The sequence below is a fragment of the Glutamicibacter sp. AGC84 genome (genome assembly GCF_053543575.1).
Genome location: NZ_JBLVOC010000006.1, coordinates 208,368 through 226,871, shown reverse-complemented (window position 1 = coordinate 226,871; position 18,504 = coordinate 208,368). Strand labels below are relative to the sequence as shown.

Here is an 18,504-nt window from a genome sequence, read left to right as displayed (position 1 = left end):
CCGGGATCTGCGGAGCAATTCACCTGCTAACCGGAATTCTGGAACCTAGATTTCGCCGATCAAATGGCGGATCAAGACCAGGGCCGCGGGGCCCGCGGTCGAGGCACGCAGCACATGCTGGCCCAGCAGGGCTGGTTGGGCGCCGGCATCGACGAAGGACTGCAGCTCCGTTTCGGAGATGCCTCCTTCTGGCCCGACGATCATGATGATCTCCTGGCCGGTCCGCGCATCGGCGAGCCACGACTGCACATGCCGGGCCACCGAGTCCGCGGCCTGCTCGTGCAGAACCAGAACCAGCGCGCCATTTGCGGTATCGGCCGCGATGGCCTTGGCCAGTTCCTTGGAACCCAGCGGGTCCAGCACCTCTGGCTCATAGGCGCGGCGCGACTGCTTCTGCGCCGAGCGCACCTGGGCGCGCCACTTGGCCATGGCCTTGTCGACCTTGGCCGCGTTCCAGCGCACGATCGAGCGGTCGGCCTGCCAGGGGCGTACCGACAGCACGCCCAGTTCCACGCCGGACTCGACAGCTTGCAGGTCGCGATCCCCCTTGGACAGCGCCTGGACCAGGGTGACCGGGTGATCGCTGACCGCTTCCTCGGCACGGCGCAGGACCTTCACGCTCAGCAGGTCCTTGGCGGTGCCGATGACCTCCACAGTCAGGCGCAGCCCCTTGCCATCCAGCAGGTCCAGGTGCTCGCCCGCGGAGACCCGTTTAACGGTGACCGCGTGGTGCGCTTCGGAGCCATCCAGTTCAAGAATGTCCCCGACCGTTGCGTCCCGGCCCTGCTGGGCGTCGATGACGAAGCTGTGGTTGCTCATGCTTAGCGCTGGTTCAGCTTGTCGCGCAGGCGGGAGAACATGCCGCCGCTGTGCTCCACACGGCCGGCCGAGAGTTCTTCGCCACGCAGCTTGGCCAGTTGCTCGAGCAGATCGCGCTGGGCAGCGTCGAGCTTGGTCGGCGTCTCCACCTGCAGGTGCACGATGATGTCCCCGCGCTTGCCTCCGCGCAGGCGCGGCACACCGAAGCCCGGCAGGGTGACGGTGTCGCCATCCTGGGCGCCTGGCTCCACATTGATGGACTGGCCGCCGTCGAAGGTTTCCAGCTTCAGCTCGCAACCCAGTGCGGCGGCGGTCATTGGCAGGCTCATCTTGGCGTGCAGGTCGGTGCCGGCGCGCTCGAAGACCTTATGGCGGCGCACGTCGATCTCGACGAACAGGTTGCCGTTAGGCCCGCCACCCGGGCCGGCTTCGCCCTGTCCGCGCAGCTGGATGCGGGTGCCGGAGTCGACACCTGCAGGAACGTTCAGCGACTTGGACACGTGCTCGCGCACCCGGCCTTCGCCGTTGCACTCCAGGCAGGGGTCCGGGATGGTGGTGCCGAAACCGCGGCAGGCCGCACAGGTTTCCACGGTCATCATCTGGCCCAGGAATGAACGCACTGGACGCTGCACCTGGCCTGCGCCATGGCAGATGTCGCAGGTGACCGGGCTGGTGCCTTCGCGCGTGCACGAACCGTTGCACGTCTTGCAGGTGACAGCGGTTTCCATCTCCAGCGGGTAGACCGTGCCCTTGACCGCGTCTTCCAGGTCGATGGTGATGGTGATCAGCGCGTCGCGGCCCGGCTGGGTGCGTGATGCCGGGCCCTGGGCCTGGCCGCCACCGAAGAACTGCTCGAAGATGTCGCCGAAGCCGCCAAAGCCCTGGCCGCCACCGCCGAAGCCCGGGTGGCCGTTGCCGTTCTCATCGCCGGTGGCGTCGTAGTTGGAGCGCTTGGTCTGGTCGGAAAGGACTTCGTAGGCTCGGGTGACCAGCTTGAACTGTTCTGCAGCGTCATCGCTAGGGTTTACATCCGGGTGCAGCTTACGCGCCAACTTGCGGTAGGCACTCTTGATTTCCTGCGGGGTCGCGTCCTTGGCGACGCCTAGGGTCTCGTAATGCGAGCTCACGTTATTCGCCGTGTCCTTTCCTGAGAATCTTGAAATTCGGTAGTGCCGGGCGGTGCCCAGCGAGGCTAGTTAGCCAAAATCTTCGACAGGTACCGTGCCACCGCACGAACCGAGGCCATGGAGGTTGGATAGTTCATCCGGGTGGGGCCCAGGACCCCGAGCTTGTTGCGCACATCGGTGCCGTAGGTGGTGGCGACCACGGCGGCTTCCGACAGCTGCCCGTAGTGGTGCTCGGTGCCGATGGCCACGGCCACGCCGCGCGAATCGGCTTCCAGCTCGGAGAAGAGCTTGAGCAGCACTACCTGCTCCTCGAGCGCCTCGAGCACCGGGGTTATGCTCAGCGGGAAGTCCCCTTCCACGCGGGCGAGGTTCGCGGTGCCTGCCATGATGATGCGTTGCGCGTTGGCCGCCTGGGCCATTTCTTCCAGCGCACCGATCACCTGGTCCACCAGGGGGTCGGCCTGCTGCGTCGAACTGCGCTCGATGCGGGTGAGCCGGCCGGCAAGTTCGGCAAGCTTCACTCCCCCGAAATTGTTGAGCAGCCACAGCTTCAAGTCATCCAGCTCATCATCGCTGTAGGAACGCTGGACCGGCATCATGCGCTGATCCACCGTGCCATTGGAAGCGATCATCACCATCAGCACCTGGGCCGAGCCCAGTCCGACCAGATCGAGGTTCTTCAACGAAGCGGTGTCGTAGTGCGGCACCTGGATCATTGCTACCTGGTTGGTCAACCGCGCCAGGAGGCGAACGGTGCTCTTGAGCATCTCGTCCAGGTCCGTGGAGCTGTCCAGGATCTTGTTGATGGCGTCGCGTTCAGCCCGCGACAGCGGCTTGAGCTCGCCGATCTCATCGACGAAGCGGCGGTATCCCTTTTCGGTGGGGATCCGTCCGGAGGAAGTATGCGGAGCGACTATGAGCCCCTCTTCTTCCAGCATAGCCATGTCATTGCGGATCGTCGCGGCGCTGACACCGAGGTTGTGCCGGTCAAGGAGCGCTTTGGAACCCACTGGCTCACGGGATTGGACGTAGTCCTCCACGATGGCACGCAGAACGTCTAGGCGTCGCGGCTCTGTCACAACAGCACCTCCTTGGATTCCCTGTGCCCGGCTTTGGCACTCTAACCTGTCAAGTGCCAAGTCTAATACGTTCAGCAGTTGCTAGCATTGGATTTCGAGCGTATTCGATCACAGCGAAAGGCAGTACGTGACTAATTACTCCTGGGGACCACGGGATCTGAGTGCACCGGCACCGAAAAAACTCCGCCAGGTCCCTGTTGAACGTGGCATGATTCTGGAAGATGCCACCTCAGGATGGGTAGGAGAAGTCATCCGTACCGAGAAATCCGGTGGCATGCGCGTGATCGTGCTCGAGGACCGCCACGGCAAGACCCGCTCCTTCCAGGCGGGCTTCGGGTTCTTCCTCGAAGGCGAAGCGGTGCAGATCATTGATCCCGTTGCCAAGGCCGCACCGCCCCAGAAGCTGGTCTCGGCTTCGGGTTCGCGTGCCGTTGCCGGACTGAAGGCCCGGGAAGCCAGGGCAAGCCGCATCTGGGTAGAAGGCAAGCACGACGCTGAGCTGGTTGAAAAAGTTTGGGGCCACGACCTGCGTGTTGAAGGCATCGTCGTTGAACCGCTGCATGGCGTGGACGATCTTGCCGGGGCTATCCGCGACTTCGCCCCCTCCGCGCAGCGCCGCCTGGGAATCCTGGTTGACCACCTGGTTGCCGGAAGCAAGGAATCGCGCATCGTTGCCGAGGCGATGAAGGTCCCCGGTGCAGCGCAAAACGTGCTGATCCTCGGCCACCCGTACGTGGATGTATGGCAGGCGATCAAGCCTGCGACACTGGGCATCAAGGCTTGGCCGGTGATCCCCAAGGGCACCGATTGGAAAACCGGTGTGCTCCGGGCCTTTGGCTGGCCGCACTCCACCGCGGAAGACATCGGCATCGGATGGCAGCGGCTCTTGTCCACGGTGCAGCATTACGGGCAGCTTGAACCGCAGCTCTTGGGCCGGATTGAAGAATTGATCGATTTTCTCACGACCGAAGATTACGGTTTCCTAACGATTGACTAATAGTTGGAGATTAGTCTGCGAATCTCCCCGTGCGCCCAGCCGCGGTCGCTATGATAAGAGGAACCACACTTAGCAAGACAAGGAAAAATAGTGACATCACGCCAGACGAAGCCATCGGAGAATTCCCGCTTCGAAGGTTCCAGGACCTCTGCGCTGCCGCTGACTCCTTCAGAAGATCGCCAGTGGGCAATGATGGCCCACTTCGGTGCCATCTTGGGTTGCGTTCCTTCGGCAATCGTCTTTGCCGTATTCCGGGACCGTGGCCCGTTCACTGCACAGGAATCGAAGGAAGCGTTCAATTTCACGTTCCCGCTGACCATTCTCGCCATCGTATTCAATGTGCTCATGGTCTTGCCGGTGATCGGCTGGCTTTTCGCAGTACTCGCCGTGGCCCTCTGGGTCTTCATGACGGTCTCGGGCGCCCTTGCTGCCATCCAGGCCAACAAGGGACGCCCTTACCGCTACCAATTCAATCTGCGGCTGATGAAGTAGCAGCGGTTTCCCAGTCTTAGAAATCGAGCAGTTCACGCACCACGAGGTCGGCCAGGAGCCGGCCTCGCTGCGTTAACACCAATGTGCCGGCGAACGCGGCCTTGGCATCAATCAGCTCGTCGGCGATCAAGCCGGCGACTTTCTTGCGTCCGGTTTCATCGAGCTCGCTAATCGTCATGCCCGAACCCAGCCGGGTCAACAGCATCGTGCGCTCAAGCTGCACGGCCTCGGCATCCGGGTATTCGCGGCCGTGGCCCGGGGAGATTCCAGCATCGATCCGTTGCTGATACGCGGCTGGATGCTTCACATTCCACCAGCGCAGCCCGCCAACATGGGAATGCGCGCCGGGGCCTGCGCCCCACCAGTCGCCGCCCTGCCAGTAAGCGATGTTGTGCTGGCAGGCATTCGCCGGGGTCTTCGCCCAGTTGCTGACCTCGTACCAGGAGAAACCGGCCGCGGCAAACATGTCGTCGGCCAACTGGTACTTTTCGGCATGGTCGTCATCATCGATGTTCGGTACCTCGCCACGGCGAATCTGGGCCGCCAGCTTGGTGCCTTCCTCGATGATCAGCGCATACGCCGAAATGTGATCAGGTTCGTAGCTCAACGCGGCTTCGATGCTGGTGCGCCAGTCTGCCAGGCTCTCCCCCGGAGTGCCATAAATCAGATCGACACTGACATCCAGGCCGGCCTCGCGCGCCCACGCAACGGCTTGCGGAACGCGCTTCGGATCATGGGTGCGCTCAAGCACCTTGAGCACGTGGGGCACCGCGGACTGCATGCCGAAGGACACGCGGGTGAACCCGCCGTCGGCCAGCTCCTGCAGGCTTTCGCGGGTCACCGAATCCGGGTTGGCCTCCGTGGTGATTTCCGCACCCGGCTTCAGGCCGAAGTCGTCGCGGATCCGGCCGAGCACCGAGACCAGGTCTCCGGCGGGCAGCAGCGTGGGAGTTCCGCCGCCGAAGAAGACAGTTTCAATTTCGCGGTGCGGTTGGCCCGAACGGTCCATCACCTCGCGGGCGAAGCTGATTTCCTTGCTGACGGTGGCAGCGTAGGTTGCTTGGCTGGAACCGGAGCCCAGCTCCGTGGCGGTGTACGTGTTGAAATCGCAGTAGCCGCAACGGACGGTGCAGAACGGAATATGCACATAAAAGGACATGGTCCGCCCCTGTGCCTCATGCGCGCATGAGGCAGGGAGCAGACCATCGGCCGGAGCCGGATCGCCGTCAGGCAGTACTGAAGGCATCTACTTCTTTTTCGGCTCGTCGGTGGACAGTGCGGCAATGAAGGCTTCCTGCGGAACCTCCACGCGGCCGACCATCTTCATGCGCTTCTTGCCTTCCTTCTGCTTTTCCAGCAGCTTGCGCTTGCGGCTGATATCGCCGCCGTAGCACTTGGCAAGAACGTCCTTGCGGATTGCGCGGATGTTCTCACGGGCAATGATGCGCGAACCGATCGCGGCCTGGATTGGAACTTCGAACTGCTGGCGAGGAATCAGCTCACGCAGCTTCGAGGTCATCATGGTCCCGTAGTTGTAGGCCTTGTCGCGGTGCGTAATGGCGCTGAAAGCATCCACCTGCTCGCCCTGGAGCAGGATGTCGACCTTGACCAGATCTGCCACCTGCTCGCCGTCGGCCTTCCAGTCCAGCGAAGCATAGCCGCGGGTCTTGGACTTGAGGTGGTCGAAGAAGTCGAACACGATCTCGGCCAGCGGAAGGTGGTAGCGCATTTCGACACGGTCCTCGGAGAGGTAGTCCATGCCGCGCATGGTGCCGCGGCGGGTCTGGCACAGTTCCATGACCGAGCCGATGAATTCGCTGGGCGCCAGGATGGTGGCGGCAACCATTGGCTCGTGGACTTCCAGGATCTTGCCATCCGGGAATTCCGAGGGGTTGGTCACCGTAATCATCTGCTTGTCTTCGCCCATGACCTCGTACACCACGTTCGGCGCCGTGGAAATCAGGTCCAGATTGAATTCGGATTCCAGTCGCTGGCGGGTGATTTCCAGGTGCAGCAGGCCCAGGAAGCCCACACGGAAGCCGAAGCCCAGGGCCACGGAGGTTTCCGGTTCGTAGGTCAGCGCGGCATCGTTGAGCTGCAGCTTATCCAGCGCATCACGCAATACCGGGTAGTCGGTGCCGTCCATCGGGTACAGGCCGGAGAAGACCATTGGCTTGGCCTCTTCGTACCCGCCCAGGGACTCGGTGGCCGGCTTGTGGAAGTTGGTGACGGTATCGCCGACCTTGGACTGGCGCACGTCCTTGACACCGGTGATCAGGTAGCCCACTTCGCCAACGCCCAGGCCCTTGGTGGGCTCGGGGTTCGGCGAGGATACGCCGATTTCCAGCAGTTCGTGGGTGGTGCCGGTGGACATCATCTGGATCTTCTCGCGAGGAGACAGATTGCCATCGACAACTCGAACGTAGGTCACCACGCCACGGTAGGTGTCGTATACGGAGTCGAAGATCATTGCGCGAGCCGGAGCCTTGGCATCGCCGACAGGCGGCGGGAGCTGCTTGATGACCTCATCGAGCAGTGCTTCAACGCCTTCACCGGTCTTGCCAGAAACCTTCAGCACGTCTTCTGGCTCGCAACCGATCAGGTTGGCCAGCTCGGCAGCGTACTTTTCCGGCTGGGCGTTGGGCAGGTCGATCTTATTGAGCACAGGGATGATCGTCAGATCGCCCTCGATAGCCAAATAGAGGTTGGCCAGGGTCTGCGCTTCGATGCCCTGGGCGGCGTCAACTAGCAGGATCGCGCCTTCGCAGGCGGCCAGCGAACGCGAGACTTCGTAGGTGAAGTCGACGTGCCCGGGGGTATCGATCATGTTCAGTGCATAGGGGGTGCCATCTTCGGCTCCCCACGGCATGCGCACAGCCTGGGACTTGATGGTGATGCCGCGTTCGCGCTCGATGTCCATGCGGTCGAGGTACTGTGCCTTCATGTCGCGGGCAGCGACAACGCCGGTCAGTTGCAACATCCGGTCGGCCAGGGTCGACTTACCGTGGTCGATATGGGCAATGATGCAGAAGTTACGGATGAGCGACGGATCGGTCGCGGCAGGCACCGGAGCGGTGCGGGCCAATGGAGACACCTAAACAGACCTCACTAGCTGACTAAAAGACATAGTTGGATTAGCTTCCATTCTGTCATGATTTCCGCGTCTTCTCATATTTCGACAGCCTGAAACTGATAGTTTGTCGTCCATGGCACTGAATCCAGAGAAGATATTTAGCATCGTCATGCGCGCGCTGAAGGAAATCAGCAAGGTCCGCGCAAATTCGGCAAGCAAGCGCCCGGCCAGCAACCGCGGGGCCAGCGGGTCCCCGAGCACTGCCGGAAGCCGCTCTCGTGCCAACTCCATGCAGGATTCTCCAGCGGGTGCCGGCTACCCGGGTGATTACCGTGGGAAGATTCACTACGAGTACAACCCGGCGAAGGACGGCAACGCCGATCCGGGAGAAATTGTCTGGACTTGGGTTCCCTATGAAGAGGATTATTCGCAGGGCAAGGATCGCCCGGTGCTGATCGTCGGCCGTGATAGTGGCTGGCTGCTGGGGTTGATGCTCACCAGCAAGGACAAGAACAACTCGGATCACCGCGACCGCAACTACATGGACATCGGTACCGGGGACTGGGACCGCGAGCGGCGTCCGAGCGAGGTCAAGCTCGATCGCATTATCCGAGTCGGCGAGCAAGCCGTCCGCCGCGAAGGCGCCATCCTGGATCGCGAACGCTTCTCAAATGTGGTGAACGCCCTAAACGAACGCGCCTAAGCACTCGTTGTCAGGCTCCCTTTCTGATAAAGTTAATCTTTGTGTGTTGCGCAGGTTGGGCAACACGCCCCCTTCGGGTCGCCATAGGTGCCCCACACCGCTCAGTCGATGGCCTGAAGGATGAACCCTCTACCGACCGTATAAAACGATAAACGAGAGAGTTTATTAAAGTGGCTAACATCAAGTCCCAGAAGAAGCGTATCCTGACCAACGAGAAGGCACGTCTGCGTAACGTAGCTGTCCGTTCCGAGGTCAAGACCGTGATCCGTAACGTCAACGAGGCAGTAGTCTCCGGTGACAAGGAAAAGGCAACCGAGGCACTGCGCCTGGCTGGCAAGAAGATCGACAAGGCTGTAAGCAAGGGTGTTCTGCACAAGAACAACGCTGCTAACCGCAAGTCGGCTATCGCCAAGAAGGTTAACGCCCTCTAAGCCGAGCTTAGACTTCATCAACTCCCCCGCACTCATCGAGTGCGGGGGTTTTGTTTTGCCCGGAACTGCTCGTCGAAGCTTCCAGGCAGACACGCATCGATGGCTAGCCTTCATTAAAGAGCAGTGGGAGCGCGCACGAGTGCATCGTGCCCGCCCCCACCTGGAACCTCAGCGGCTAGCGACCCGGAGACTTGCCTGCAATGAACATGATGGCGTGTTCCAGCGCGTAGCCCGGTGAACGGCTGCCGCCCTTGACCATGCGGTCGGTATTCGCTATTTCTTCGACGCACAGGGCAAGATCGCTGCGTTTCCAGCCGCGGGCCTGCTGCTGCGCCTGCTGAACTTGCCACGGTGCCATCCCCAACTCGGATGCCAATTCAGCTGCGGGTTCATTCACGCCGGCGACCTTGGCGATCTGGCGGACCTTCATCGCCAAAGTGGCCACAATGGGAATCGGGTCGGTTCCAGTACCCAGCGCATGGCGCAAAGTGCGAAGCGCCATCTGGGCGTTGCCGGAAATTGCGGCATCGGCCACCTTGAACGCAGTTGCTTCAACCCGGCCGCCGTAGTACCTGTCGACCGTATCCTGGTCAATGGTCCCCGTGGTGTCGGCAATCAGCTGGGAGCAGCTCGATCCAAGCTCTGCCAGCGAGTTGCCTACCGCCGCTACGAGGGCTTTGACCGCATCATTGGTAATCCGGCGCTTGGCGGCTTTGAATTCGGACTGGACGAAGTCGATCTTCTCGGAGTCCTTTTTCACCGGTTGGCAATTGACGATCAGGGCACCGGCAGCTTTGATCGCGTCAATCAGCTTCTTGCCGCGCGTACCACCCGAGTAGTGCATGATGAGCACATTCTCGGGAGCCTGGTCTTTCAGGTAGGCCAGGGCGTCCTTGAGGAAGTACTCGTTCATGTGGGCCAGTTCGTGGACCTCGACCAGATTGGCGCTGGAAAACAGCGAAGAGCTGGTGGCCATGAGCAGCTCTCCAGGCTCGTACTTTGCCGCATCAAGACGCGTGTGCTGGATATCGTCCCGCTGGGATGCCTGGGAACGCAGCAATTCGAAGGCGCGCGAAGCGAGGTAATCCTCTGAACCGGTCAACAGGATCAGTGGTTGCGGGCGCAGTTCCCGCCATGAGATACCCGGATTTGCTTGGGCGCGTGCCATCGAACTCCTTAGTGCATCGGTCGATATAACGATCCTACCGAACCGGCGTACCCAGGGAGGTACCCAGAACGCCCTGGCTGGTAAATGTGAGCAGTACGGTACCCGATTGGTCGGTGCGAATCACCGTCGCGCCGACCTGCTGCGCCATCGCCAGGGTCTCGGGGTGCGGATGGCCATAGGAATTATCTTTCCCCGCGGAAACCAGCAGGATCTGCGGACGGATCTGCTCGATGATTTCGGTTCCGCCGTTGCGTGCCCCATGGTGCGAGGCTTTCAGGATCGCTGCATGCCCTTGCGGATGCAGGCGCAGCAGGCGATCCATGGCTTCGGTTTCCATGTCCCCGGCCGTGAAGAGATCGATGGTCCCGGACCCGGTGGAAAAGCTGAACCGGATGACCAGCGACGTATCGTTGGGTTCGGCGTATTTCGCGAAGCGCGCCTCGGGGCCCACGACTTCGAAGCCCACCTCCCCTGCAGCCTGCCGCGTACCTGGCTCCAAGGCGCGTGCACCTGGCCATAGTTCAAGGTCGAACCCGGTCGAGACCAGGCGTTCACCAATCTTTACGTGCGAATTCTCCAGCTCGCCCACGGCCCCGAAATGGTCGCTGTGGGTGTGCGTGATGAAGACCTTGCTCAAGGTGCTGATGCCCAGCCGCTCCAGACACAGCAGCAACCCGCTCTCCGGTGGCCCGGTATCGATCAGCCAGCCCTCTGAATCCCCCAGATTGATGACGAAGGCGTCGCCCTGGCCCACATCGCACATGGCAATGCTCCACTGCGGGGCAATATCTTCCCGGTAGAACAGCGTCGCAGGCAGAACGAGCGCTACGGCGAATACCATGATCGCTCCCAGCACGCTTAGGGACACCTGCCTGACCCGGAGCCTCTCGGTTTCCCGGCCCAGCACCAGCAGGGTGCACAGCACCAGGGACAGCATCACTGCCAAGACGATTCCGGGTAGGCCCTCAGGCCACGGCCGGGCGGCACCGGGGAGCCCGGAAACGAAATGGGCCACCTGGCCAATGGCTTCTGCCGGCAGCCCCGGAACCCAGATCAGCACCGATTCCAGCGCTGGCCACGGCGTGCACAGCAGCAGGCAGGCCATGCCAAGCGCAGTAATCAAAGGCAGCAACGGCGCGACCACGAGGTTCGCGGGCAGCGAGTACAGGCTGAAATCGGAATTCAACGCGATGACCACCGGCAGGCAGGTGAACTGCGCCGCGCAGCAAATGGCCGTCAGCTGCGCGAACCAGGCCGGGAATATGTGGAGAAGAATTTCGGTCAGGGCCGGGGCGAGCATGATGATTCCCAGGGTCGCCAGCATCGACAGGGCGAAGGCCGGTTCGGCACCCAGCGAGCGATCGATGGCCAGCAAGGCTGTTCCGCTCAGGCACAGTATTCCCAGAGAGCCTTGGCCACGGCCCAGCAGCACCGAGATGACCGCAATGCTGCCCATCAGGCTGGCGCGCAGGACACTGGGATCCGGCCCGGCAAACCAGGCGAAGAGCCCGACCACGCCAATCATCAGGATCGCGCTGGGTGCCCGTGGCACCGAAAACAGCCGGAACAGCACCAGCACAATGGCCCCGATCAGGGCAATGTTCGATCCGCTCACCGCGGTCAGGTGGCTCAACCCGCTGGATCTCATCGCCTCGCTCAACGCTTCGTCCTGTCCGGAACGATCGCCATAGAGCATGCCAGGCAGCAGTGCCTGGGCATTGTCCGGCAGGCCGCGCAAGCCCTGGGTGAACCGTTCCTTAAGGTAATCCGCGGCGGTAGGCTCAACCCAGGAGCTCACCTGCGGTTCACTGGCGGCATGCGCCCACCAATCGAAGGCGCCGGCAGCTGCTGCTTCCAAGTCGAGGATGGTCTCGAACTCGCCCGCAGTGGCCGGCACCCCGAAATCAATGGTGAGGAAGACCGGCACCCGGCATGGCACCCATTGGCCGTTGGCCCAGTACCGCTGGATTTCCGCCCGGCCGGCGGCAGCCCCCTGGCCCTGGGCGGTAGCCGGGTCCTCGAAGCGGACCACGGCGCGGCGCTGTTGCTCGCCGGCTCCCGGCAGCTGGCACTGGGGGTCGGTGAAGGCCAGGCTGCTGACGGCCACCACCCCCAAGAGCAGGATAATGGGACCGGTAAACCATGGCGCCGCGTAGGCGCGGTCGTGCCGGGGCCGCAGTAGCAGGAACAGCAGGATAGCCATCAGCGCGGAAAGTGCCCAGAGCAGCCAGGCCGGGAGGGTGAAGTAGGCAGCGGTCCACGCGCCGCCCAGCAGCCACAGGCCGCGGAAATCGGTGTTCACGGGATCACCAGTTCGCTCAGCTGGCCCAGCAGCGCCGGACCGATGCCCGGTACCGCATCCAGCTCTTCCACGGAGCTGAACGGACCGTTCTCGGTGCGGAAGTCGATGATCCGGGCTGCCAATGCCGGCCCGATCCCCGGAAGCTCCTGCAGGGTCTGGGAATCGGCACTGTTGAGCGAAATCTTCCCGCCCGCCGCCGGGCTCGGTGCCGCGGCTGGTTCCGTGGCTGTCTCGGCTCCTGGAAGTACCACCTGCTGGCCGTCGACCAGTTTGGCCGCCAGGTTCACCATCTGCGCACGTGCGCCCTTGGCCAGCCCGCCGGCGGCGTCCACCGCGTCGGCAATCCGCGAATCCACGGGCAGCTGGTAGACGCCGGGCTTCTTCACCGCGCCGACCACGTGGACCGTGACCTCGGGTGCGGCCGGGCTCGGGAACTGGCGGTCCTCCGGCGCCGTAGCGGACGGGTCGGATACCAGCGGAACTGTTTCAAGCTCCTGGGCGACCGGCGGTGGCGCGAGCAGGATGGAGATCGCAATCCAGGCGAGCACCACGATAACCAGCACCAGCACGGCCACGCGCGAGATCGCGAATCTCAGGCGACCGGGACGTGGCGCGTACTTGCTGAAGAAGTCGTGGCGGCCCATGGGCCACAGTCTGGGCTATGGTGCCGGCGGCCGATCCAGGATGGACGCCGACTGTGGATAGCTGGGGGCGACGCACACGGCGATCACGCCCAGGCCGGTATGCGCGGCCAGCACCGCCGGAAGGGACTCGACCACGACCGGCATGGCGCTGAACGGCGCCAGCTCGGTGGCGATTTCCTCGGCCAGTTCCTCGGCGCCGAAATGCATCACCCCCAGCCGCACCTCGCCACTGGCGTCGCGGGCGTCGCGCAGGGCCAGGGCCACCAGCCGTGCAGTGGCGCGCGCGAAGGAGCGGGGCTTTTCCAGGGCGACGATCGAGCCCTCGGCGATCCCGAGGATCGGCTTGAAATTCAGCAAGCTGCCGACCACGGAGGACAGCGCGCTGATCCGGCCGCCGCGGCGCAGCTGCTCAAGGCTTGGCACCGCGAAGTACACGGTGTTGGCGGTGGCCGTGCCGGCGATCTGCTCGAGCATCTCCAGCGGGGCGCCGGCGGCGCGGGCAGCCAGCACATCGGCCACGGCAAATCCCTGGGGCAGGCACACGGTGCGCGAATCGACCACGGTGATTGGTGCGTCAAAGCTGCGGGCCGCCAAGCGGGCCGCCTCCACGGTGCCCGACAGCGCCCCGGACATGTGGATCGAGATGATCGACTCGCAGCCGGCGTCGAGCAGCTGCCGGTAGGCGCTTTCGAACTCGCCTGGCGCCGGGCGCGAGGTTTTCACCGCCTTGCCCATGGCCAGGCCCATCATCAGCGCCTGCAGGTCTTCGCCGTGCACATGGTTGTCCACGATGATCGGGATCGGCACTTCGATGAAGTCCGGATGCGGCCCGAAATGCCCGGGCAGGCAGGACGCCGAATCGGAGACGACCCCGATGCGGGTACGCGAAAGCCCGCGCGGGGCCAGCCACTTGGGCAGCCAGCCCGCGCGCGAGCTTTTCTGGCGTTCAGTCATGAGCCGAGCTTACGGGGCGGGAACCACGTTCACGAGCTTCGGCGCACGCACGATGACCTTCAGCGGCTCCTTGCCATCGAGCATCCGGATCACCGACTCGTGGGCCAGGGCCTGGGCGCGCAGCTGCTCCTCGGTGATGTCCACCGGAACCTCCAGGCGGGCACGGACCTTGCCCTTGATCTGCACGACCGCGGTGATGGTGTCATCGACCAGCAGCGACTCGTCCACTTCAGGCCAGGCGCTGGTGACCACGGAGGGCGCATAGCCCAGCGCTTCCCACATGTCCTCTGCGGTGTACGGGGCGAACATGCTCAGCAGCTGGGCGGTCACCGTGGCGGCCTCGCGCACTGCCGGGTCCGCTGCCCCGGCACCGGAGTCGATGGTCTTGCGGGTCGCGTTGACCAGCTCCATGGTCTTGGCGATGACCACGTTGAACTTGCCCGAATCCAGCAGCGCGGCGGATTCGTGCACGGTGCGGTGGGTGACCTGGCGCAGCGCCTTGTCCCCTGCCGCGTAGTCCACGCCGGCCTCGCTGGTGGTGTCCTGGGCAATGCGCCAGGCGCGGGCCAGGAACTTCTGCGAGCCCGATGGCGAGACATCGGCCCAGTCCACGTCGTCCTCCGGCGGGGAGGCGAAGACCATGGTCAGGCGCACCGCGTCGACGCCGAACTTGTCCAGCTGCTCGCCCAAATCCACGCCGTTGCCCAGCGACTTGCTCATCGCCTTGCCGCCGTTCAGGACCTGGCCCTGGTTCAGCAGCGCGGAGAACGGCTCGGTCGCGTCAATCAAGCCCAGGTCGTGGATGACCTTGGTGAAGAAGCGCGAGTACAGCAGGTGCAGGATCGCATGCTCGACCCCGCCGACGTACTGGCCTACCGGCATCCAGTCGCGCACGGCCTTCGGGTCGAAGGGGCCCTGCGTGTACTGCGGGGAAACGAAGCGCAGGAAGTACCAGGAGGAATCCACGAAGGTGTCCATGGTGTCGGTGTCGCGCTTGGCGGCGCCGCCGCACTGCGGGCAGGCCACGTTGACCCATTCCTCGGCGGCGGCCAGCGGGGAGGTGCCCTTCGGGGCCAGCTGCTCGCCGCGCAGGTTATCGGGCAGGCGCACCGGAAGCTGGTCGTCGGGAACCGGGACCTCGCCGCAGTCGGCGCAGTGGATGATCGGGATCGGGGTGCCCCAGAAGCGCTGGCGGGACAGCAGCCAGTCGCGCAGGCGGAAGTTGATGGTGTGCTTGCCGGTGCCGGCAGCTTCCACGATCTCAATGGCCTTGGCGATCGCCTCGGTCTTCTCCAAACCGGACAGCTGCCCCGAATTGACCAGCTGGCCTTCGCCCGCGGTGGCCGTGCCGGTTTCGTTCGGGTCTTCCAGACCGGTTTCGACGACCACGCGTACTGGCAGGTCAAAGGCCTTGGCGAAGTCCAGGTCGCGCTGGTCGTGCGCAGGCACGGCCATGATCGCTCCGGTGCCGTAGTCGGCCAGCACGTAGTCCGCCGCCCAGATTGGCAGCTTCTCCCCGGAGAGCGGGTTGATCGCGTAGCGGCCGGTGAACACGCCGGTCTTCTCGCGTTCGCTGGACTGGCGCTCGATCTCGGACAGGGCCTTGACCTGCTCCTGGTATTCCTCCAAGGCGGCGCGGTGCTCATCGGTGACCAGTTCGCCAGCCAGCTGCGCGTCGGCGGCGACCACCATGAAGGTAGCACCGTACAAGGTGTCCGGGCGGGTGGTGAAGACCGGGATCTGCAGCGCAGGCTTGTCCTCGTGCGCTTCGATCCCGAAGGTGACCTCGGCGCCTTCGGAACGGCCGATCCAGTTCTTCTGCATCAGCAGCACGCGCTCAGGCCAATGGCCCTTGAGCTGCTCCATGTCCTCAAGCAGGCGGTCGGCGTATTCGGTGATCTTGAAGTACCACTGGTTCAGCGACTTCTTGGTCACCGCAGTGCCGCAACGCTCGCAAGCGCCATTGACGACCTGCTCGTTGGCCAGCACGGTCTGGTCCTTCGGGCACCAGTTCACCGGGTGGTCCTTGCGGTAGGCCAGGCCCTTCTCGTAGAACTTGTTGAACAGCCACTGGGTCCAGCGGTAGTACTCCGGATCCGAGGTGTGCAGGCGGCGATCCCAGTCGGCGGAGATCGCGTAGCGCTTGAAGCTCGCGGCCTGGGTATCGATGTTCTTGTAGGTCCACTCGGCAGGGTGGGCATTGCGCTTGATCGCGGCATTCTCTGCGGGCAGGCCGAAGGAGTCCCAGCCGATCGGGTGCATCACGTCATAGCCGCGCAAGCGCCAGTAGCGCGCGACAACATCGCCCATGGCGAAGGCCTCGGCGTGGCCCATGTGCAGATCGCCCGATGGGTAGGGGAACATGTCCAGCACATAGCGGCGTTCGCGGCTGCCATCATCGGCGGGCTTGAACACCTGTAGTTCGTCCCACACCGGAAGCCACTTGGACTCGATGTCCTTGAAGTCGTAGGTCCTGGGTTCGTTCGTCGATGATGTCACGCTGCTCTTCTCACACGCTTTGCGGAAAAATTTCCGATAGGAAAAACTTGTTCTTGGTTCCAGACACAACAAAAGCCCCCAAATTTCCACTCGGGGGTACGGCCAACGGGCCGCGCTCAGGCTAGGTTGCGCTTCGGATTCATATCGCGATTCTATCGCATATCCCCTGCCCACGCGCGCATCGATGAAGCGCAAGATTGCACACAGCGGCAAACGCGGCGCCACCGCAGTTATCCACATCCCGCAGCTGCCCGCAGGGGCAGGAGCTTCCAGCGCCCGATCATGGAGCCATGAACGCGCCAGCCCTGATCGCCGCATTGCGCACCGCATGCCAGGCCCCGATGCACCTCGGACCGGCCTTGTCCGGTGCCATGGTGCTGCGCCTTGGCTACCTGTGCCTGGCCCTGTATGCCGCGCTGGGCAAGCTGGTGCGCGATGCGGGCGACCCGCGCCTGGTCCTGGCGCATCTGCAGCTCACCGAAAGGTTCGCCCAGCAAGTCCATTGCGAGCAACACGCCGGCGCACTGCATGCCGAGGCCACCGGCGCCCGGGCGCTGGCACTGGACAGCTACGCGGCCCTGCGTTTGCCTGCGGATGACCCCGACGCCATCACCGACGGGCTCTTTGCCGGGGAACCGGGCCTTGCCCCGGGGCGCTGCTGCTACAAGGACACCGCCCAGCTGCTGGCCGCATGGCTGGGCATCAGCTACTTCGAAGCCCAACGGCGCATTGCCGACGCGCACCTGCTCATTGGCCGGCGCACCCCCGATGGCGGCATCTGCGCGCCGCGTTTCGAGCATCTGGCCGAACTCTACGGGCAGGGCGCTGCCAACCGCCGGGCCATCGCTTCCGCCGCGCGGCGCCTTGAACGGCTCGAACCGCAGGACACCATCTTTGACGGCGTGCCCGTGCCGTTGCTGGCCCATGGCACCGATGGCCGCAGCCTGGACCAAGCCGCGGCCCACTCCCTGCGGGAGCTGGGCCCCGCCGCCGCGCAGAAGCAGATCAGCACCTCAATCAGGACCTACAAGGAACTGCACGGCAAGCAGCTGCCTCCCAAGCTCGGCATGTTCATCGGCCCGGTGAAAAACGGCGTGCATTTCTTCTCGCTGCGCACCGATGCCACCGACGCTCAACTGGTTCATTCGGTACTCACGCAGGCCGGCAACCCACGAACCAAGGCCGGCCGGGCCGATCGCGATCCCCAGCAGCAGCGCCCGGCAGGTTCGGGATCCAGCGCCAGCGGCGGCCCGCGAGAGGGCCAGGACTCCCAAGCGGACCAGGAGTCCACGGCAGGCCAGAACGCTGGCAACGGAAGTGGAGCCGCACCCGAGCCGCCGTCGTGGCTGCGCAGCGATCAGCCCATGCCGCCGTGGGCCGAAGAGGAACCAGAAGCTCACGATGGCCAGAACCCGGACGGCGGCCGCACCGCAAAGCAGGCAGAGGCCCAAGGCGAACCGCAAGACGGGGCGCAAGACGAGCCGCACCTGCAGGACTCCCCCGCCGGGCAGCCCGATGTGCATGGTCGCCGGCTCAACGCGTTCATGGCGCTGTTGCGCGCACCATTTGCTGGCGGCGATCGAAAAGTCGTCATCCCGAAGTTCGTGGTCTACCTGTGGCTCGCGGATCTGCAGAACCTGGCGGACGCGCACGGCATGACCGCAAATGGCATCGACATCCCGCCCGGAGAACTCCGGCAGCTGCTCGCCAGGGCGAACATCATCCCGATGGTCCTCGGCGGCAACAGCCAAGTGCTGGATATGGGGCGCAAGATGCGCTACCACAAAGGCCGGATCCGCGAAGCGATCATGGCCCGGGATCGCGGCTGCATCGTGCCCGACTGCACCGCGCCGCCGGATCATGTCGAAACCGACCACTACCAGAAGCCCTGGTCCGAAGGCGGCGAAACCAGTGTCTGGTCCGGGGCGGGAATGTGCACGTCCGATCACCACAAGCGCCATGCCGGACAGCTCGAGGTCGTCGATGTCGATGGGCTGCCGCACGTGGTCATGCCTGCACATGTCGATCCGGAGCAAAAGCCCCGCCGCAATACCTATTGGGACGCCCGGCAAGCCGGCGAGTCCCCCGCGCGCCGCAGACCCGCCGCGCAGGAAACCGCGCGTCCAGGCCAGGAAGACACCCCTGAGGCCGCATCGGGCGATTAAGGCGATTGAGCTGCCCCGCGGGTTAAACCGGCAACGCCCGAACCACCCATC

15 protein-coding genes are annotated in these 18,504 nt (G+C 63.8%); 5 read left to right on the top strand and 10 right to left on the bottom strand.

What is annotated here, in order from left to right; all coding sequences use genetic code 11:
- Nucleotides 1-45: 45 nt before the first annotated feature.
- From ACNPN0_RS05105 to hrcA, 3 genes are all read right to left on the bottom strand, one after another.
- Nucleotides 46-819 (bottom strand): 16S rRNA (uracil(1498)-N(3))-methyltransferase, encoded by a 774-nt coding sequence (locus ACNPN0_RS05105; RefSeq protein ID WP_448938715.1) that lies wholly within the window; start codon nt 817-819, stop codon nt 46-48.
- Nucleotides 820-821: 2 nt separating this feature from the next.
- Entirely contained in the window at nt 822-1,946 is a 1,125-nt protein-coding gene (dnaJ, locus tag ACNPN0_RS05100; RefSeq protein ID WP_448938716.1) for a molecular chaperone DnaJ, read from the bottom strand.
- Between the two features lie 65 nt (nt 1,947-2,011).
- Nucleotides 2,012-3,025: a heat-inducible transcriptional repressor HrcA gene (gene hrcA, locus ACNPN0_RS05095; protein ID WP_105658330.1), complete on the bottom strand. Its 1,014-nt coding sequence runs from the start codon at nt 3,023-3,025 to the stop codon at nt 2,012-2,014.
- Nucleotides 3,026-3,152: 127 nt separating this feature from the next.
- Here hrcA and ACNPN0_RS05090 point away from each other — a divergent pair, with 127 nt between their 5' ends.
- Nucleotides 3,153-4,022 (top strand): DUF3097 domain-containing protein, encoded by an 870-nt coding sequence (locus ACNPN0_RS05090; RefSeq protein WP_105658329.1) that lies wholly within the window; start codon nt 3,153-3,155, stop codon nt 4,020-4,022.
- 90 nt (nt 4,023-4,112) lie between these two features.
- Nucleotides 4,113-4,514, top strand: a complete 402-nt coding sequence (locus ACNPN0_RS05085) for a DUF4870 domain-containing protein (RefSeq protein ID WP_105658328.1) — start codon at nt 4,113-4,115, stop codon at nt 4,512-4,514.
- Nucleotides 4,515-4,530: 16 nt separating this feature from the next.
- On the opposite strand, the gene hemW is transcribed toward ACNPN0_RS05085, so the two are convergent.
- Complete coding sequence (gene hemW / locus ACNPN0_RS05080) at nt 4,531-5,760, bottom strand: radical SAM family heme chaperone HemW (protein ID WP_105661289.1); 1,230 nt, start codon at nt 5,758-5,760, stop codon at nt 4,531-4,533.
- Nucleotides 5,761-7,608, bottom strand: a complete 1,848-nt coding sequence (gene lepA / locus ACNPN0_RS05075; protein WP_105658326.1) for a translation elongation factor 4 — start codon at nt 7,606-7,608, stop codon at nt 5,761-5,763. It lies immediately after the preceding gene.
- Between the two features lie 112 nt (nt 7,609-7,720).
- Between lepA and ACNPN0_RS05070 the strand changes: the two genes are divergently transcribed.
- Both ACNPN0_RS05070 and rpsT read left to right on the top strand, forming a co-directional pair.
- Nucleotides 7,721-8,290: a type II toxin-antitoxin system PemK/MazF family toxin gene (locus ACNPN0_RS05070; RefSeq protein ID WP_105658325.1), complete on the top strand. Its 570-nt coding sequence runs from the start codon at nt 7,721-7,723 to the stop codon at nt 8,288-8,290.
- Between the two features lie 170 nt (nt 8,291-8,460).
- The gene (rpsT, locus tag ACNPN0_RS05065; protein WP_105658324.1) at nt 8,461-8,721 is read left to right on the top strand and encodes a 30S ribosomal protein S20; all 261 of its coding nucleotides are present in this window, start codon (nt 8,461-8,463) and stop codon (nt 8,719-8,721) included.
- Between the two features lie 175 nt (nt 8,722-8,896).
- Here rpsT and holA read toward each other — a convergent pair whose 3' ends face one another.
- Genes holA through leuS form a run of 5 tightly spaced genes read right to left on the bottom strand, consistent with a single transcriptional unit; the run spans nt 8,897 to nt 16,288 of the window.
- Nucleotides 8,897-9,889, bottom strand: a complete 993-nt coding sequence (gene holA / locus ACNPN0_RS05060) for a DNA polymerase III subunit delta (protein ID WP_448938717.1) — start codon at nt 9,887-9,889, stop codon at nt 8,897-8,899.
- Nucleotides 9,890-9,923: 34 nt separating this feature from the next.
- Nucleotides 9,924-12,191, bottom strand: coding sequence for a ComEC/Rec2 family competence protein (locus ACNPN0_RS05055; RefSeq protein WP_448938718.1), 2,268 nt, complete (start codon nt 12,189-12,191; stop codon nt 9,924-9,926).
- Nucleotides 12,188-12,835: a helix-hairpin-helix domain-containing protein gene (locus ACNPN0_RS05050; RefSeq protein ID WP_448938719.1), complete on the bottom strand. Its 648-nt coding sequence runs from the start codon at nt 12,833-12,835 to the stop codon at nt 12,188-12,190. The genes ACNPN0_RS05055 and ACNPN0_RS05050 overlap by 4 nt, the downstream gene beginning before the upstream one ends.
- Before the next feature lie 15 nt (nt 12,836-12,850).
- Nucleotides 12,851-13,789: a DegV family protein gene (locus ACNPN0_RS05045; RefSeq protein ID WP_448938720.1), complete on the bottom strand. Its 939-nt coding sequence runs from the start codon at nt 13,787-13,789 to the stop codon at nt 12,851-12,853.
- A 9-nt stretch (nt 13,790-13,798) separates the two neighbouring features.
- Nucleotides 13,799-16,288 carry a leucine--tRNA ligase gene (gene leuS / locus ACNPN0_RS05040; protein WP_448938721.1) on the bottom strand — a complete coding sequence of 830 codons (2,490 nt, stop codon included), beginning with the start codon at nt 16,286-16,288 and terminating at the stop codon, nt 13,799-13,801.
- A gap of 290 nt (nt 16,289-16,578) precedes the next feature.
- On the opposite strand from leuS, the gene ACNPN0_RS05035 reads away from it, so the two are divergent.
- The gene (locus tag ACNPN0_RS05035; RefSeq protein WP_448938722.1) at nt 16,579-18,453 is read left to right on the top strand and encodes a hypothetical protein; all 1,875 of its coding nucleotides are present in this window, start codon (nt 16,579-16,581) and stop codon (nt 18,451-18,453) included.
- Nucleotides 18,454-18,504: the final 51 nt, after the last annotated feature.

Excerpts from the sequence above, each read along its gene's own strand:
- ACNPN0_RS05105 (WP_448938715.1), bottom strand. The coding sequence starts at position 819 with ATGAGCAACCACAGCTTCGTCATCGACGCCCAGCAGGGCCGGGACGCA.
- hemW (WP_105661289.1), bottom strand. The coding sequence starts at position 5,760 with ATGCCTTCAGTACTGCCTGACGGCGATCCGGCTCCGGCCGATGGTCTG.
- ACNPN0_RS05070 (WP_105658325.1), top strand. The coding sequence starts at position 7,721 with ATGGCACTGAATCCAGAGAAGATATTTAGCATCGTCATGCGCGCGCTG.
- holA (WP_448938717.1), bottom strand. The coding sequence starts at position 9,889 with ATGGCACGCGCCCAAGCAAATCCGGGTATCTCATGGCGGGAACTGCGC.
- ACNPN0_RS05050 (WP_448938719.1), bottom strand. The coding sequence starts at position 12,835 with ATGGGCCGCCACGACTTCTTCAGCAAGTACGCGCCACGTCCCGGTCGC.
- ACNPN0_RS05045 (WP_448938720.1), bottom strand. The coding sequence starts at position 13,789 with ATGACTGAACGCCAGAAAAGCTCGCGCGCGGGCTGGCTGCCCAAGTGG.
- ACNPN0_RS05035 (WP_448938722.1), top strand. The coding sequence starts at position 16,579 with ATGAACGCGCCAGCCCTGATCGCCGCATTGCGCACCGCATGCCAGGCC.